Below are 15,061 nucleotides of genomic sequence, written 5' to 3'. Positions count from 1 at the left end.
AACGATCGAAGGCGACTCTCACGCGGAGATCGCCTCCGCCAGCACCTGCGCGATGTGAAGCGTTGACAGTTCGATACCGTTGCGGTCGATCAGCCCCTGCAAGTGCAGCAAGCACCCCATATCGCCGCTGACGACTTGCTCGACTCCTGCATCCCGCAGTTGTTGCAGTTTTTCTAGGCCGATGCTCTCGCTCACCTTGCCGTGGGTAGTGCAGAACGAACCGCCAAAGCCGCAACACTGTTCGTCCGAGCCAAAGGGGATCAGCTCCGCGCCGGAGATCGACTCAAGCAGTTTTCGCTGATGCCCGTTCGTGCCAAGCACGCGCCCGTGACAGGCTTCGTGAAGGCCTATGTGGCGAGCGGGAATCTCGCCTTGCCACTCGTCTCGCCCCAGCACGTCTACGATGAACTCACAAAGCTCGTACGCACGAGACGCCGCAGGCATCGACAGCATCGGATACCCGTGCCGCAGCATCGCGGCGCACGACGTTGACGGCGTGACCACCGGATCGTATTCGTCGGCGAGGCTGAAGACTTCGACGTTTCTCACGGCGATCTCCTTGGCGGTGACCCAATCTCCCCCGTTGAACGGCGGCTGCCCACAGCAAGTCTGCTCTGACGGGAACGACACCTCGCAGCCCAAATGCTCTAAGACCGTAACCGTGGCAATCCCAACGTCGCCTGCTACGCCATCGCACAGGCAGGTCAGCATGAGCTGGACCCTCATACGGGGACACCGGGCTCGTACGTCCGTGTTTCAGCGCTCGCATCGATCACCGACGACAACTCATCCGCAGGGATTTCGCCGGACGCCACGAACTGCATGCCCAAATTGCCAAGCACCGTTGCCTCTGCGGGACCGGCGACCACTGACAGCCCGGTGCCGTCAGCGATGCCTTGACACAGTCTATCGCTCCGCGAACCTCCGCCGACGATTCTGACCCTGGAGAACTGCCGACCTACCAGTTCACCGAGGGCTGCTGGCTGGTACGCCGTTGCGGCGATCAGACTGTTGAGCGCCATCGCCGCCCAGTGCCCGCTCTTCGTCGGCGTTCGACTGGACAGCTCTAGCACCGCTGCTGTCATCGATTCCGGGTTGAACAAGTCCTTGTTGAAGTAGTCGAACGTTCCGTCGAACGAGTAGTCCGCAGTCGCAAGCCAATCCGGAACTGGCATCTCTACCTTGAGCTCGCTGTGAAGTCGGTTGATGATGTAGTAGCCGGGGATGTTCTTGAGAAATCGCACGCGGCCATCGTGCGTGCGCTCGTTCGTCCAGCCGGCATCCTCCGCAGCCTGCGAAGGCAACGGCTCGTCGAGAACCGTCCCGAGAATCGTCCACGTGCCAACGTTCAGGAAGACTTCGTCGTCTTGCAGATCGCCAAGACCGCAGACAGCTGACGCGGTATCGTGGCTCGCGACGCTCGCCAGATCGACCGTGTAGCTCACCGGCCCAATGATCCGCCCGGGCTTCCTCGGTTGTTGCAACGGCACTGGCCAACCAACAATTTCAAACGCTTCTGCGCACCACAATCCATCCAGGCCCATCAGCTGCGTCGTTGAGGATTGCGTGTATTCATAATTCATTCGACGCGTGAGCAGGAAGCCAAACAGATCCGGCAGCAACTGCCACCGGAACGCCTCGGGCCAGTCAGCGTGCTCCTCACGGCGCGCCGCCAGTTGATATATCGTGTTGAACGGCTGATGATGAATGCCCGTAAGCTCGAACAGCCGTTTGCGATGCCGAACCATTTCGTCGAATTTCTTGACGTGCGACTCGTGGCGGTACGCAACCGGGTCCTGGACCAAATGCCCGTCGCCGTCGATGAAGCCGTGGTCGACGCCCCAGGTGTCGATTCCGACCGTCGCCTTCTCGAAGCGCTCTTCTGCGCACCGCACGGCGCGACGGCAGAGGCCTATCAGGAAGTCTATCTGCCAATGCCCGCGTGCGGGCTCGTGGACCATCTGCTCGACGACCTCATAGCGGATCGCGCCCCCCTCGATCCACCCTGCGGCAAAACGCGCCGAGGACGCGCCCATATCGACCGCGACAGCACCAAACGGCCGCTTGGTCATGATGATCGGATGCTACCGCAACGGGGGTGTTCTAACGGACGAATCCTTCGCGGTTTCCACCATCGACCGTGATCGTGCAGCCCGTCGTCCGGCTCGATCTTGCCTCGCTGGCGAGCCAGGCGACCGCCTCGGCGATGTCGTCGGGGGTTACATCGACCTGCAGCATCGTGCGGTTGCGGTAGTGCGCCTCGATCTCGTCAGGCTGGATACCGAGCGACTGGGCGGTTTGAGCGCGCCATGCGTCGTTCCAGATTCCGCTCCCGATCACGACCGCGTCGGGGTTGACCGCGTTGGCGCGGATGCCGTGCTTGGCCATATCGACCGCGGTGCAGCGCATCAGGTGCAGCTCGAACGCCTTCGCGGCGGAGTACAGCGCGGCGTTCGAACCTGCGGCGGTGCCGTTCTTCGATCCGATCACGATGATCGAGCCGCCAGTGCCCTGATCTCGCATGACGCGAGTCGCGTGTGCCATCGTGTCGAAGTAAGCATCGACCAACAGAGACCTCAAGAACTCGTAGTCCTCACAAGAGGTGTCTGCGACCGATCCGCGCCGCGCGTTGCCCGCATTGACGACCGCGATATCGAGGCCTCCAAACTTCAAGATCGTCTCTTCAAAGACATTTCTAAGAGCGTCGCCGTCGGTGACGTCGCATAAGGCGGACAGGACGCACTCGTCGTTGTTGATCGCAGCGACATCTGCTCGCGCCTGCTCCAGCTTCTCTTCATTGATGTCGAGCAACACGACGCACGCACCGAGCGAAGCCAGCTTCTTCGCCGTCGCGAGGCCGATCCCCTGCGCCGCGCCGGTGACGAGGGCGACCTGCCGCGACAGCTCCTTCTCCGGCGGCTGGCGCTTCAGCTTCGCCTCTTCGAGCAGCCAGTACTCGATGTTGAACGCCTCCTGTTCTGCCAGCGACTTGTAACTGCTGATCGTCTCTGCGCCACGCATCACGCGGATCGCGTTGCGGTAGAACTCGCCGGTGACGCGCGCCTCGACCAGGTTCTTCCCGAAGCTCACCATCCCGACTCCGGGCATCAGGACGACGCTCGGATTCGGGTTGCGCATCGCGGGCGAATCGTCGTGCTTGCACCGCTCGTAATACTTTGCATATCCCTCGCGAAAGCCAGCGAGCGCATTGTCCATGTCGCCCTCGATTTCCAACACCATCGGGCAGATCTTCGTACGCAAGAAATGGTCGGGGCAGCTCGTGCCAAGCGCGGCCAGATCAGTCATCTTCGCGCGTGACAGATACTCCAACACCTCGTCGCTCTGATCGACGTTTGCAATCAGCCGCTTGCCTTCATAGGAAACCTTGCCGCGCAGCACCGGCAACACCTCCAACAGTATCTTGCGCGGATCGTCAGCGCGAACAGGCCGCACCTCGTCGCCAAAAGGATGCGAGCCAGCGCGGGAGTCGATGAACTCCTGCGCCTGGTTGATCATCCGGATCGTGTCGGCGTAGCACTCCTCCCACGTGTCGGCCCAGTTGATGAAACCGTGCGACCCCATGAGCGCGCCCTTGATGCTAGGGTTCGACTTGAGCAAGTCGCGCAACATCAGACCCAGCTCGAATCCCGGCCGCTTCCACGGCAGATAACCCATCTCCCCCGACCATATTTCCTGAGTCAACGCCTCGGCGGCCGAGCTCGCGGCGACGGCGATCACCGCGTCGGCGTGCATGTGCGAGACGGCCTTGAACGACACATAGGCGTGCAGAGGGGTGTCGATCGAACACGCACGGGGGTTCAAACCGAAAACGCAGTGGTTGTACAGCGGAACGATCTCGTCCTCGCGCAAACGCTCGCCCTGAAACTTTGACTCTAGGGCCAGGACGCGGTCGAGATACAGCGATGCAAATCCGTCCCTCTTCGCGGTCCCAAGGTCGCCGCCGGATCCCTTGACCCACATCACCTCGACCTCCTCTCCGGTCAGCGGGTCGGCCTGAGAACTTTTGACCGAGGTGTTCCCGCCGCCGAAGTTGGTCACGCGAGGGTCGGAGCCGAGCAGGTTCGACGCATAGACGAGCTGGCCGACGTCGTCCATGCCGCCAGCCCGTTTAGAATCCCAGAGGTTCGGAACGGTGCTCGAATCGTGGTGTGTGGTGGCCATGCCGCTAAGGGCATTGTACTGGAGCGACTCACTCTTCGTCGGACTCACGGCGCTTGCGCTTGGCTTCGAGCAGCTTGCTGGCAGTGGCACCGGTGGCGGCAGGTTTTCGAGTTTGCTCGCGCGGCTTCCGTTCAGTCGGCTTCAGAATCACGGTCTTACCTCTAGCTTCAGCAGGGTCTGAATCCGTGGCGGCGAGCTTGGCCTTGCGCAGACGCGCGATCCGCTCATCAGCCTCCGACGGCTCCTGAGCCGGCTTCCTCTTCATCCACGCGACGACCGTCGCGATCATCTCTGTCAAAGGCAGCGCGATGCGCCGCACACCGACGTCGACCGGCAACATCACCGCGGCTGCCAAAAGGAAGTACAGCCAAAGGTCTTCGATCGACACGCCCGGATCTGGAACGGCACGAAGGGCGTCCAGGGGATCGGTGATCGCCGCACCGCCGGTCACGCCCGCGATCCCTTCGAGCAGCGGAAAGTTCGTAGCCTGGTACTGATACTCCGGCGGGTACGGAATCGAGAAACCGCTAGAGCTGACTCGCGACTCCCCGTCTGCGTCCTGCTCGGCGACCGTAACGATGTAGCTGCCAAGCTGCTCGGCGTCGAACCAGCCCGTGAACACGCCAGGCGCTTCCTGCGTTAGCTTGACGTCGCGCGTCTCGCCCGACGGAGTGCTCACGCGAACGGTCGTGTCGTTGCTCACCAGCGGATTGCCCAGCCGGTCATATGCGTGCACCGTGATCTCGCCGCGCCCGCCGACGGGAGAGACCTGCACTTGATAGTCGTTCCTCGTCGCGCGGCGGGATATCGCGCGCACTGCCTGTGCCCAGAACTGAGCGAACCCATCCCACGGAACCCATAGAGACGCCCACTGCGACTTCGCGTCCGACGTGAACGCGAGCGATGTGCCGAGCCCGTACTGCCAAGTGGCGAGGATCGGATCGTCCTTCGGGGATTTCATTCCGAGTCGGGCGAGCGGTTTCAGATCAGTCAGGCAGTACGCGTAGAGCGCGGGGATTGAGCCCGGATCGATCCCGCTGAGAATCTCCTCGCCGAACGCAACCTCCGGGTAAAACGCGCCTTCTTCGATCGCCGAACGGGACATTACGGCGACGTCCTGCGTGAATATCTGCGGCAGCTTGCTCGCTTTGTCCGCAAGGTAATACAGTCCTCCGCCCGCCTTTGCCAACTGCTGAAGAAACCGTTCGTCCTTGCCGCCGCCGATCGCCACGACTGTCGTCGTGATCTTGTCCCTGTACATCTGGGACACGATCGCCAGCGAGTTGCCGTACATATCGGTGTCGGCGCCGTCAGCCAAGAAGATGAGATGCCGCACCTTGGTGTCCTCTTTTCTAAGCTCCTGATCGGCAAACCGCATCGACGGCTCTGCGTAAACGCCCCCTCCACCCGGTCGCAGCTTTCGTATGTTGCTGATGACGGCTTGCTTGTTCGTCAGATCTTGGATCGGCGCTACGTAAACGATGTCGTCGGTGCTTCCTGCTACGCCGATCCGGTCGCGCGGAGACAGTAGCTCCGCGGTCATCACCGCCGCCTTGATCGCAAGCTTGTACTTTTCAATCCCGTCTTCCTTCATCGCCATCGAGCCCGACGTATCGATTACGATCAGCACAGTCGTACTCGGAAAGCTCTTGCGCTGACGGATGTCCAGATCGACGGGGAGAGCCTCGGCGACCGGTGTGCCGTACCAGCCGCCAGGAAGAAAGCTGTCCTCACCGCCGATCATCGCAAGACCGATGCCGGTGTCGTTCACGGCCGCCCTCAGCATGTTCATCTGATACTCGGCCACGTAGTACGCGTTCAGATCGTTCAGGATTACGGCGTCGTACGGCTGCAAGTCTTCCGCGCGGGCAGGCATTCCCTCCGGCCCGTACAGATCGACGATCAGCCCCTGTTTGCGCAGCGCGTCGGCAAGCTCGGTCTGGCTCGCGTCTCCTTGCAAGAGGAGCAGCTTCGGTCTTCCGCGGACGTTGACGAACGCCGCTCCGACGTTGTTTCTGTTGTCGGTGTCTTCGGGGACGGCCAAGGAAGCGCGGTACCGATAAAAGCCGGGCTCGTCGAGCAGTTGGCTGATGACGATCGAAGACTTGCCAGCCGGCAGCTCCACTGGAATCTCGGCGACGACCACGCCGTTGCGATCGATGATCAGCACGCCGCGCTGCTCGGTGCTCGATTCGACAAGCGCGCGCAGTTCGAACGGCTGATCCGCCCGTCGCTCGCTCGGTGCTTGCAGTTCCAACACCGACGCCTCGACTCGTCGCTGCACCGTTCCGAGCGCCACGTAGTCGACGTCCACGCCCTCGATGGCGGCTGCCTCTGCGGCCCGAGCCGCGTCGCCGCGAGTCTCGTTTCCGTCGGTCAGCACAACGATGCGGCGCGCCTTGCCGTCTGGGAACGACGCAGCAGCAAGCCTGATCGCCGCAGCAAGGTCCGAGCCGGACGAATCAACCACCGACATGAGCCGACCGAGCGGACGCTTGCCTCCCGGTATCGCCTCGACGACGGCCTGCGCCCCAAACGTAACGACTCCGGCTGCATCGTCGGGCCCGAGCGAGCGCATCGCTCGATCGACGAACTCTTCCGCCACGCGGCGGTCGGCTTCCGCGACGCTGTCGGATCGATCCATGACAAAGATGACCGCCGTCCCCTTGTTCTCTCGGTACGACTGCGGCCCCATCAGCGCGATGACGACCGCGCCTGCCATCAGGAAGCGTATCGTGAACGCAATCCCTTTGCGCACCCTAGCCATGCCGTGGAAGTGTCGCCAACTGAGAATCAAGCCAACGATGAGCGGGATGAAAAGCAGCCCCCAAGCGGGATCGGTAAACCGCAAGCTAAGACCTCCTCGCGTACATCCACCACTCGACGCTGAGGACCAACAGCGCAAGGAGCGCCAGCGGCTTCCAGAAGTCGGCGTACCGGTGGAGGTCGCGCTCGGTCTGAACTTCGTTCTCCTTGATACTGACGAACTCCTGCGCATCGACGCTCGACTCGAGATCGTCGCGCATGTAGGCGTAGATCGTCCGTTCCTCGCCGTTCGCCTGCAAGGTGTAGGTGCCGACCTGATCGATGCCTCGAACGACGTACCGGCCTTGCAGGGCGTGCACAGCTACCTTTGTTCCGTCGGGGCGGATCAAAGTCGCTGCGTCGTCGGTATCGGCGGGGACGTGAAACTGCTGCCCCGCCAAGATCGCCAGCGTGTCGCTCGCGACTTCACCGGCCAGAAAATCCAGCGCGTTGGCCACGAAAATCGGAAAGCCGACCGTCAGAGGAAAGTCCGAGCTGAGCGGCTCGAACGATAGGTATAGCTGCCGCTGTTCCGCTTCTGCCATGACCAGGATCGGGCCTTCCACTGCCTCGGCTATGACCCGGCCTCGTGGCTTTGGGCTGACAGCTTGCGCATCTTCGATGTACACCGATGCGAAGTTCACTCCGCGCATCATGGGAACGTCCTGTGCATCCAGGAAATTCAACCGCTCGTGTGTGCCGGAGACGGTCACTGGCGAGGGCGGCCCAGCCGCACCGAGCGTGAGAACGCCTCGCGCCTTCACCGCGACCTCTTGTATGCCGTCGAAGACGACGATGTCGTAAACGCCTGGGCCCGCGCTGTCGGCCCGTTCGTTAACCGGAACTTCCGACGACTTGTCGAGCGTCACGCGCGGGTCGAGCACCAGCGCCCGCTCCAAGAACATGTCTCCCTTGGTGACCAACAGCACACGGAGCGACGCGCCTGGATCAACGACCGTCACCGCGTAGTCGTCGGCGGCCAGGATGTCTTCGCCGCTGAGCCTCGCTTCAACGACTTGAACGCCCGGGGGTGCAGGAAACGTCTTTCCCCACGTCTTTCCGGCGTCGATCTTTGCTATCTCGGAGTCGATGACCTCGCCGTCCGCGTAGATCGTCACGGTGACCTCGACCGCGTCGTACCCGTGGTTCTTCACGCCGCAGTAAACGATCCGCCCGGTCGGACTGTCGCTGCTGCCGAGGGCTTCGATCGCGACGTTTCGGCGGCTCTCGCCGATCTTCTGGTACACCAGCGAAGATTTGCCCGGGCCGAAGTTCTTGACCTCTTCAAAAACGCCGTCGGAGAGCAACACGATCTTCGCTCCATCGATGGTGCCGACTCTGGCTGCTGCCAGCCGGAGCGCTTCGCCGATATCGCTCGGGCCGTCCGCTCGCCGGACGCTCGACATTGCGCGACGCTGGGCCGCTGGGTCGTTGCTCAGCGGAAACACGACTCGCGGCATCGCGCCGGCTTCGATCAGCATCAGCCTGTCGCCGATGTTTGCGCTGTTGATCATCCCTCTTACGATCTTGACCGCCTCGTCGAACCTCGTCGGCTCGATGTCGGTCGCGCCCATGCTTGCGCTCGCATCCAGAACAACGACCGTGACCTCTCCTGCAAGACCTTTCTGCAACGTCTGTGGCCGGGCCAGCGCGAAAACGAACAGTGCCAGCGCCAGCAGTTGCAGCAGTAGCAGCCAACTGAATCGCAGCCGCTGGAAGAGCGCGTTCGCCCGCACCTCATCCGTGCGCTCCGGCCATAGGAAGGTGGCCGGGACTTGCACGTTCTTCCGCCGCATTCGCAGCAGATACAGCGCGATGATGACCCCGCCGAGCGGCAACAGCCAGCCGAGCGCGCCGAGGCTTTGAAAACTCACGCTGCCACCCACCTATTGCGCCGGAGCACGTCGAGCACGAACCGATCCAGCGCCGTGCCAACTGTCAGGAGCGTGTAACGTCCGCCGAGCCTTCTGCACTCCTCTGCCACGGCGTCGTTGTGCTCGTTCAAACTCTTCTTGTAAGCGGCCATCGTGATGCTGTTGGCGGTGATTTCGACCGCGCTCGCGCTCTCGATGTCCAGCAGCCGCAGGTCGCCTTCGAGGTCTGGGCGCAGTTCGATGTCGCTGAGTATCTGGAGCACGTTCACCTCGTGTCCGCGCCCCCCGAGAATCCTGATTCCCGGCACCAGGTCAGGATCCATGCCGTCGGTGACGATCATCGCCATGCCCGCTCGCACCCCGCTGGCAGCGAACAGCCTGAGCTCCTCTGCAAGCCCGTGATTGCCGACCGGTTCGACCGCCGACGCCCATCGCGCGAGTTTGGGGTACGACGCGCGACCGCGCAGCGCCGGAAGGGGCTGTTGGCGCGAGCCGAGCGTTCGGGGATAGACGGCGTCTCCTCCGCTCAGCGCTATGTAGCCAAGCGCGCACGCGATCCTTGCGGCGTACTCGAGCTTGCTCGGCTCTCCAAAGCTCATCGAAGCGCTGCAATCGAGCAGAAGGTGGACGGCCAAGTCCTCTTCGTCGCGGTACGTCTTCATCACCGGCTGCCCAAGCCTGGCGAGGACGTTCCAATCCAGGTGTCTCAAATCGTCCCCTTCCACGTAGTCGCGGTAGTCGTCGAAGTCGATGCTGATCCCCTTCTTCCTCGTCAGCCGTTCGCCGCGCACCCTGCCCTGGAACGCCTTGCGAGGGCTCAGCCGCAGCCCTTCGAGAATCCGAAACTCGTTCGGGGCAAGGACGAGTCTGCTCATGCGCCCTCCGACGAAGTCCAATAAGACCTATAGGACTTATACGACGTATAGGTCCTATGAAGAAAACGAGGATCTGCCGGCGCACACGCCACGGCTAAACCCCGATTGGATCCTTGTCCTCGGCCTCGACGTGCGCCAGGACTTCGTCGATCACCGCGTCTGTGGTCACCCCATCCGCCTCTGCTTCAAAGTTGAGAATGATTCTGTGCCTGAGAGCTGGCTTTGCGGCCCTCTTCATGTCCTCCTTGCTGACGTTGTAGCGGCCATCGAGCAGCGCATGGATCTTCCCCGCCGTAACGATCGCCTGTGCGGCGCGCGGAGACGCTCCAAACCGGCAGTACTTAGTCGCCTCGGGAGTCGCTCCCTCGCCCTCTGGATGGGTGCCGACGACGATTGACAGCCCGTACTGCAGCACGCTCTCTGAGACGGGCACGCCGCGAACGATCTCCCTGATCTTCAAGATGTCCGCGCCGCTCGACACTTTGCTGGCGGCCGCCGTCTTCGTGCCAGTGGTCGCGTGAACGATGCCTGCCAGCTCTTCGCGAGACGGATACCTGACGACAAGCTTGTACATGAAGCGGTCTAGCTGCGCCTCTGGCAGAGGGTACGTGCCCTCCTGCTCGATCGGGTTCTGCGTGGCCATCACCAAGAACGGATTGCCGACCTCATGCTTCACTCCACCGACCGTGACAGAGAGCTCCTGCATCGCTTCCAACAGCGCCGACTGCGTCTTTGGAGTCGCGCGGTTGATCTCGTCGGCGAGCAGCAAGTTCGTAAAGATCGGCCCGCGCCGGAACTCGAACCTCCGGCCGCCCCTGTCGTCGGTCGCGAGCACGTTCGTTCCCGTTACGTCGGCGGGCATCATGTCCGGGGTGAACTGAATCCTGCTGAAATCTAGGTTGACCGCCTCCGAAAGTGTTCGAACCAAGAGCGTCTTGCCGAGACCAGGCATCCCTTCGAGCAGCACATGCCCGTTTGCGGCGAGACAGACCAGTACGCCTTCGATGATCTCTTTCTGGCCGATGATGACCTTAGAAACCTCGTCTCGAATCGCGCTTATCGTATCACGGAAGAACGTTGCGGACTCTTCGCCGCTCACTTCCTACCCCCGCTGAGGCTCTCGAAATACTCCTTCACGCGCTTCTCGTGCTCCTTTGGAATTTCCTCGCGCTCGATCGCCTTCTCAGCCGCTTCGTTGTACCGTGGCAGCACCTCTTGATAAGGAACGGTGGTCCGGTCTCCCATCGGCGACGGCGCTCTTACCTCGACGAAATACTCTTCTCCCTCGGCGCGTCTTTGGCCGCGCACCCCGAGGGCGTTCGTTTGTCCTTCGCCCTTCTGTTCCTCCTCGGACAAGTTGATCCCTCCGTACCCCGCGTAGAAATTGTCCTTGGATCTTCCGCCCGAGCCGAAGCCCCTCAAGACGTTCATGTTTAGGCTCAGACCCAGGCCGGAACCGAGGCCGTTGCACGCCTTGCAGAAGGCGTTGCCGGCCTTGAGCTGTTCAAGGGCTGCGCGCAGCTGATCCATGACCATCTCTTGATACTCGGAACCCTCAAGGCGCTCTTCCAATTCATCGAGCATCTGCTCAAGATCGGCAATCTGCTGCTCGGTCAGCGGCTCCCCGTCGGCGACCTGCTGCGCAGCGTTGCGCATCTCTCGCACAGCTTTCATGATGTCCTTGTACTCAGGGCTGTTCATGAACTCTTCGAGGATCTTCCGCGCCTCATCGCTCAGCTCTAGCGCCTCTTGCATCTCCTGTAGCTCCTGCTGTTGCTGCAGAAGTATCGCCAGTTGCTCGGGCGTTAGGTTCTGGGAATTTCCTAGTTGTCGCTGGATGTCGTTCAGCTGCTGGTCGATCAACCGTTTCAGAGCGTCGGACTGGTCTTCCGTGAGGTTGAGCAGAGATGGATCGATGTCATCCAGCCCAAGCTGCTGCATCTTCCCCTGGTCGAAACTGTTGCTGCCGGGAGAGTTCTGCATGTTGAGCTGCGTCTTTAGCTGTTGCAGCAGCCTTTGCTGTTCCGGCGACATGTTCAGACGCTCTAGGTTCGCCGACTTAATTCCGCGACTTTCGAGCTCCATTCTCGTCATCTGCTCGCGTGCGGTCTGCATCTGGCTCTGCGCCTGATCCGTCCGATTCCTGGTCAGCTTTTGCGCTTGCTTCAGCAGTTCGTTGCCGCGCTGCATCGCCTCTTCCTTGTTCAGCCGTCCTTTCTCCAGCTTCCTTGCAAACTGCCTCATCTCGTTGGCCAGCGCGCGCTCTTCGGGGCTGACCGAACCGGACTTGTCCTCCGCCAAAGGCTTGGCCACTCGCTCGATCTGCGCTGCGATCTTCTCAAGCTCTACCTTCGCCTTCCTCGCGTCTTCGTCCAGCATATACCAGTTGTTGCCGAGCAGAAACACGGTCGATGCCAGAGCGACGATTGCAAGCGCGCTGTACTGCCACCGTCCAAAACGCACGGGGAACACGGCTCGCGCGCGCACGCCGCTCAGGTGTTGCGCGGCGTCCTGCCGCTGCTCCTCGTCGAAGTCGTCACTGAGATCTTCCCGCTCGATGGAAGTTCCCAGGCGGTCTTGGAGCCGTGCTCTGCGATCAATGCTCCGCGCGACGGCGTCCGCTCGCACGGGAACCAGAAGTCCGACTAGACCCCCGACCACGCCACAGGCGCCGAACAGAATCGCGAGCTGCGACAACTCGGTAAACCAGACGCTGGTCAGATCGAGCACCGCCCAGACGAATCCAAGCGCACCGCCGACCAGCAAGCCGACAGCCAATCCGCGCCAGGCGCGAACCAGCCTCACGCGTCTACCGAACGATCCAAGGTCTAGCGGGTTCTGCTTCATTCTTGCGCCTTACATATGAGGATACGACGTTTTTACGCCTCCACTCACCCCAAACACCGAATACTGCGGCAAGAAGCCAAAATTCCGACGCCATGAACATGACGATTAGCAGTTCATCAGGCTCATGCGCCAGCGCCGTGAGCGGATAGATGATCCATCCGTCCGACGACGTTCCCATGGCGGCTGACAGCATCGCGATGACTGGCCACGGCAGGACGGCTATGATGACCGTGAACGCCAGTTGAGACTTCCTCGCCGTGGCGATACCAGTTGTGACGAACGACGAAAGCAGCCAGCCGAGCGACCAGAAAAACGCCCAACCTCCGGCTAGCCAAATCAAGTACGGCCAGACGATGGTGGTCAGTCGATCGCCCCCGACTAGGGTCGAAACAAACGGCCCCATGATGACCGCCGCAACCAACATCATCAGGTATGGCAGCCCTCCCTCGGGCGCACTGGTCAGCGCAGCGCGCAAAGAGAAAACTCCGTTGGGCCGCGTCTTGCGCTCGTCGAAAAAGCTCCACGTCGAGATATGAGGCAGGATGACAACTAGCGGCAGCGTCAGCACAGACACCATGATCGCGAACTCGTAAGCTACGGCAGCGGGCCCCGACGAAAAACCGCCGCTCGCGATCGAGTCGCGAGTCAGGATGAACGAAAGCAGCGCGGCGATGACGAGACCGTGAATCCTGAGGGACACCGTCTCCTTCGAACCCGCCCGCGTCATCACGGATCCGCCCGCAAGCACGAAGAACTTGACGATGAACAGCGTCATGGCGACGGCGAGAATCCAGTTCGGCACCTGTGCGCCAAACATGGTCGTATGCGTCTCGATGCCAAATCCGAAGAAATTGGGAAACATCAGCGGCCAAAACGGTCCCTCTTGGCTGCCGATCAAGCCACCGAAGCCGCTTGTGAACATCATTCCTGCGCTGAACGTGGAGCCGACGAGGAATACCGCCCAGCAACCCATATAGCTATAAATCACCGCCGAAACGACCTTCGGCGACAGCAGCGCGATCGGCAGGGAGATCGCCATCAGCAGAAGAGCGTGCGTCGCGATCAGCACGTACGAGATCAAGACCTCGCTCCACGTCGCGCCGCCCAGCACGACCGCAGCCGCCGTGATCGGCAGCGACAGGAACAGCAGCATCACAATGTACCGGTATCCGCTGACGAACTTGCCGATCAGAAAGTACTTTGGCGACACCGGCGCTGTCAGGATTAGATCGAGCGACTGTCGGCGTCGCTCGGCGTGGATCGACATGCCGACGATCACGGGGGCGACCAGCGCGACCATCACCTCGAGCAAAACCAGAATGAGGTTGTAGAACGACTTTAGTTCGCTCTGGATTTGGGCGACCGACTGCCGTCCCTGGCTGACGATGTTCCAGTACGCCACGGTCACGAACAGGATGAGCAGCCCCAGGTACGCCGCCCAGAAGAGGCTGGCGCGAACCCCTCTCAGCTGCGCCCGATAGTCGCGGACCGAGGTCGCGTTGCCGAAGTAGATCCTCCGCTGCTCGCGAATCCAGCCGGCAACGGCCATCAGTTCACTGCCCCGGTCGTGACTTTGAGGAACACGTCCTCAAGATCCGCCGCATGCTCGCGGAACTGGCTGACCTGATACCCATTGTCGATCAACGACTTGAGAAGCGCTGCCTGGTCCGCCTCGTCTCCTTCAAACTCGATCTTGAGCGTCGTCGAGCCCATCATGTGGGTATCCACGACGTGCGGCTTGCCGTGCAGGAACATGCTCGCATCCGCAGCGCCCTCGATTACGTGAATCTCAATCGTCTTCGCCGACTGAATTGTTCGAACGACTTCGTCGACTGGACCAAAAGCCAGCAAGTCGCCGCGCTCGATGATGCCGACCATGTTGCAGAAGTCCGCGAGTTCGGGGAGGATGTGAGACGACACGATCACGATCTTGCCCATGCGGCCCAGCTCCGCGATCAGCTCCTTCAGCTCCGCCCTGGCGCGCGGATCGAGCCCGCTCGCCGGCTCGTCAAGAAGCAACAGCTGCGGATCGTGGACCAAACACTTTGCAAGGCAAAGCCGCTGCTGCATACCGCGCGACAAAGTGGCCACAAACGATCCCTTCTTGACGGTCAAGTCCGTCAGCTCCAAGACGTTGTCGATCACGCCGGGACGCTCGCGAACCGGTACCTCGTAGATCGACGCGAAGAAGTCCAAGTACTCCCACACCTTCACGTCGTCGTACAGCCCGAAGAAATCTGGCATGTAGCCGATCATGCGCTTGATCGACATCGGATCCTGGACGATGTCGATGCCGTTGAGGGAGGCCGTGCCATACGTGGGCTCGAGCAGAGTCGCCAGCATCTTGATCGTGGTCGTCTTCCCGGCGCCGTTCGAGCCGATGAAGCCTAAGATGTCTCCTGGCTGCAAGGTGAACTCGATGCCGCCGACGGCGACGAGGTTTCCGTACCTCTTCATGAGGCCTTGGACTTCTAGCAT

Annotated in this window: 10 protein-coding genes; all 10 read right to left on the bottom strand. The window is 61.5% G+C overall.

Annotated features, from left to right (window positions below):
* Nucleotides 1-18: 18 nt before the first annotated feature.
* Nucleotides 19-726: a (Fe-S)-binding protein gene (locus IH944_09240; GenBank protein ID MCH7904733.1), complete on the bottom strand. Its 708-nt coding sequence runs from the start codon at nt 724-726 to the stop codon at nt 19-21.
* On the bottom strand, nt 723-2,072 hold the full coding sequence (locus IH944_09235; GenBank protein MCH7904732.1) for a hypothetical protein: 1,350 nt from the start codon (nt 2,070-2,072) through the stop codon (nt 723-725). Before IH944_09235 ends, IH944_09240 begins: the two co-directional genes overlap by 4 nt.
* 31 nt (nt 2,073-2,103) lie before the next feature.
* Complete coding sequence (locus IH944_09230) at nt 2,104-4,182, bottom strand: bifunctional rhamnulose-1-phosphate aldolase/short-chain dehydrogenase (GenBank protein MCH7904731.1); 2,079 nt, start codon at nt 4,180-4,182, stop codon at nt 2,104-2,106.
* Between the two features lie 28 nt (nt 4,183-4,210).
* Nucleotides 4,211-7,033 carry a VWA domain-containing protein gene (locus IH944_09225; GenBank protein MCH7904730.1) on the bottom strand — a complete coding sequence of 941 codons (2,823 nt, stop codon included), beginning with the start codon at nt 7,031-7,033 and terminating at the stop codon, nt 4,211-4,213.
* A 1-nt stretch (nt 7,034) separates the two neighbouring features.
* Nucleotides 7,035-8,861 (bottom strand): BatA and WFA domain-containing protein, encoded by a 1,827-nt coding sequence (locus IH944_09220; GenBank protein MCH7904729.1) that lies wholly within the window; start codon nt 8,859-8,861, stop codon nt 7,035-7,037.
* A complete protein-coding gene (locus IH944_09215; GenBank protein ID MCH7904728.1) occupies nt 8,858-9,736 on the bottom strand; it encodes a DUF58 domain-containing protein in 879 nt (292 codons plus the stop codon). Before IH944_09215 ends, IH944_09220 begins: the two co-directional genes overlap by 4 nt.
* Nucleotides 9,737-9,830: 94 nt before the next feature.
* Nucleotides 9,831-10,835 carry a MoxR family ATPase gene (locus IH944_09210; GenBank protein MCH7904727.1) on the bottom strand — a complete coding sequence of 335 codons (1,005 nt, stop codon included), beginning with the start codon at nt 10,833-10,835 and terminating at the stop codon, nt 9,831-9,833.
* The gene (locus IH944_09205) at nt 10,832-12,583 is read right to left on the bottom strand and encodes a hypothetical protein (GenBank protein MCH7904726.1); all 1,752 of its coding nucleotides are present in this window, start codon (nt 12,581-12,583) and stop codon (nt 10,832-10,834) included. Before IH944_09205 ends, IH944_09210 begins: the two co-directional genes overlap by 4 nt.
* Nucleotides 12,546-14,132 carry an ABC transporter permease gene (locus tag IH944_09200; protein MCH7904725.1) on the bottom strand — a complete coding sequence of 529 codons (1,587 nt, stop codon included), beginning with the start codon at nt 14,130-14,132 and terminating at the stop codon, nt 12,546-12,548. Before IH944_09200 ends, IH944_09205 begins: the two co-directional genes overlap by 38 nt.
* Nucleotides 14,132-15,061 (bottom strand): ABC transporter ATP-binding protein, encoded by a 930-nt coding sequence (locus tag IH944_09195; protein MCH7904724.1) that lies wholly within the window; start codon nt 15,059-15,061, stop codon nt 14,132-14,134. Before IH944_09195 ends, IH944_09200 begins: the two co-directional genes overlap by 1 nt.

This window comes from Armatimonadota bacterium, from assembly GCA_022563855.1.
Lineage (GTDB): Bacteria > Armatimonadota > Fimbriimonadia > Fimbriimonadales > Fimbriimonadaceae > JADFMN01.
The sequence above is the reverse complement of the archived record's forward strand: the minus strand, read 5'-3'. Positions and strand labels throughout refer to the sequence as shown.

Bases quoted from the DNA above. Each gene is read 5' to 3' on its own strand.
- IH944_09240 (MCH7904733.1), bottom strand. From the start codon at position 726: ATGAGGGTCCAGCTCATGCTGACCTGCCTGTGCGATGGCGTAGCAGGC.
- IH944_09235 (MCH7904732.1), bottom strand. From the start codon at position 2,072: ATGACCAAGCGGCCGTTTGGTGCTGTCGCGGTCGATATGGGCGCGTCC.
- IH944_09230 (MCH7904731.1), bottom strand. From the start codon at position 4,182: ATGGCCACCACACACCACGATTCGAGCACCGTTCCGAACCTCTGGGAT.
- IH944_09215 (MCH7904728.1), bottom strand. From the start codon at position 9,736: ATGAGCAGACTCGTCCTTGCCCCGAACGAGTTTCGGATTCTCGAAGGG.
- IH944_09205 (MCH7904726.1), bottom strand. From the start codon at position 12,583: ATGAAGCAGAACCCGCTAGACCTTGGATCGTTCGGTAGACGCGTGAGG.
- IH944_09200 (MCH7904725.1), bottom strand. From the start codon at position 14,132: ATGGCCGTTGCCGGCTGGATTCGCGAGCAGCGGAGGATCTACTTCGGC.
- IH944_09195 (MCH7904724.1), bottom strand. From the start codon at position 15,061: ATGCTAGAAGTCCAAGGCCTCATGAAGAGGTACGGAAACCTCGTCGCC.